Genomic DNA, 1,640 nt, shown 5'->3' with positions numbered 1-1,640 from the left:
CACCAGCCCGCCAGCACCCCGCTCCGTCGCCGACACCCACCCCAGGGGCGGCGCGGGCCGGCAGGGCCGAACTCCGGAGGCGATGTAGCCTCCCGGACCCAGATGATGTATCCATGCTACATGATATTGGATCCAAGCCGCGAATGGCAATCGTGACCCCGTCCCAGGCCGCCCTCCTGTTGCTCGCCGGCCTGGCCGGCGGGCTCGTCAACGCAGTCGCCGGCGGCGGATCGCTGATCACCTTTCCGGCGCTGCTGGGCATCGGGTTGCCACCGGTGTCGGCGAACGTGAGCAACGCGCTGGCCGTCGCGCCCGGCTACGGCACCAGCATCCTCGGCAGCCGTGCCGATCTGGCCGGCCAGGGCGGGCTGATCCGCCGCGTGCTGCCCACGGCGATCCTCGGCGCGCTCGGCGGCAGCGTGCTGCTGCTGGCCACTCCCCGCGCGGTGTTCGACGTCGTGGTGCCGTTCCTGGTGCTCGGCGCGACCGCGATGCTGGCGTTCCAGACCCCGCTGCGCACCGCCGTCGGGCAACCACGGGCCCGCTCCCCCCGCCGGGCCGCCGCGACGCCGCACCTGGTCGTCTTCGCGTGCGGGCTGTACGGCGGCTACTTCAACGCCGCACTCGGCCTGCTGCTCATCGCCGGGCTGGCGCTCGTGCTCGACGAGTCGTTGCGCCGGGTCAGCGCGCTGAAGAACGTCCTCTCGGCGACGGTGGGCGTGGTTACCGTCCTGGTCTACGGCGTGTTCGGACCGGTCAACTGGGCCGCCACCGCGGTGCTGATGCCGGCGACCATGCTCGGCGGCTTTCTCGGCGCCCGGTTCGCCCAGCGTCTGCCGCCCGGCGTCCTGCGCGCGGTCATCATCGCCTTCGGCGGAGCCGTCGGCGTCGTGCTCCTGGCCCGGGCCTTCTGACGCCACCTGGCCCGCAACGGTCCCGAACGGTATCGGCCACCTGGCCACGGCCCGCTCTGCGGCACCGCGGGTCCCTACCCCATCGAGCTGCTCGGCCGGGAGCTGCTGCGCCTGCTCGACGATCTCGACGTCCGGCGCGTGCACCACGCCGGGCTCACCCTCGGCGGCATGGCCGGCATGTGGCTGGCGGGCACGCACCCGAGCGGGTGGGCCGGCTCGGGCCGCTCTGCGCCTCGGCGGCCCTGGGCCCGCCACATCCGGGGCGGGCCCAGGGCCGCCGAGGTCCGGGGCCGGGGCATGCCGGCGATCGTCGACGCCGTGGTGGCCCGCTGGTTCACGCGCCGACCACAGCTCGTCGGCAGGCCCCGCGAGGCGGGACCTGCCGATCGATAGCGTTGAACGATGTGCTGAGCTGCAAGGCTTGGGCTGACGTCGGGCCAGGCCGTTTCGCGGATGTCAAAACATCCCGGGCTGGCCCTACGTCACGCCGTCTAGCGTTGCAGGGTCAGCAGGCCCGGTCGGTACGGCAGGAGGCCGTAGTCGCCGCCGGAGTTGGGGGAACGGCCCTGGTAGAGCAGTTGGAGGTTGCAGGGGTCGATGGTCATGGTCTGGTCGGCGCTGGTGCGCAGCAGCTCACCGTGGCTGATGTCGTTGGTCCAGGTGGCGCCGCTGTTGGCCTTGCCGGCGAAGGGGTTGCTCTCCGTCGCGGCCTGCGGGGTCCACGAG

General features: G+C 72.9%; 2 protein-coding genes. One reads left to right on the top strand and one right to left on the bottom strand.

Going from position 1 to position 1,640, the window contains the following annotated elements; genetic code table 11:
• Positions 1-143: 143 nt before the first annotated feature.
• Entirely contained in the window at positions 144-914 is a 771-nt protein-coding gene (locus tag E1258_RS32520) for a sulfite exporter TauE/SafE family protein (RefSeq protein ID WP_371688716.1), read from the top strand.
• 491 nt (positions 915-1,405) lie between these two features.
• Here the strand turns inward: E1258_RS32520 and E1258_RS32510 are convergent.
• The coding region (locus tag E1258_RS32510; RefSeq protein WP_256371043.1) for a non-reducing end alpha-L-arabinofuranosidase family hydrolase at positions 1,406-1,640 on the bottom strand (235 nt) is incomplete at its 5' end.

This window comes from Micromonospora sp. KC207 (assembly GCF_004348615.1).
In the GTDB taxonomy this organism is placed as follows: domain Bacteria; phylum Actinomycetota; class Actinomycetes; order Mycobacteriales; family Micromonosporaceae; genus Micromonospora.
This window is presented reverse-complemented; position numbering and strand designations above follow the sequence as displayed.

Bases quoted from the DNA above. Each gene is read 5' to 3' on its own strand.
- E1258_RS32520 (WP_371688716.1), top strand. From the start codon at position 144: ATGGCAATCGTGACCCCGTCCCAGGCCGCCCTCCTGTTGCTCGCCGGC.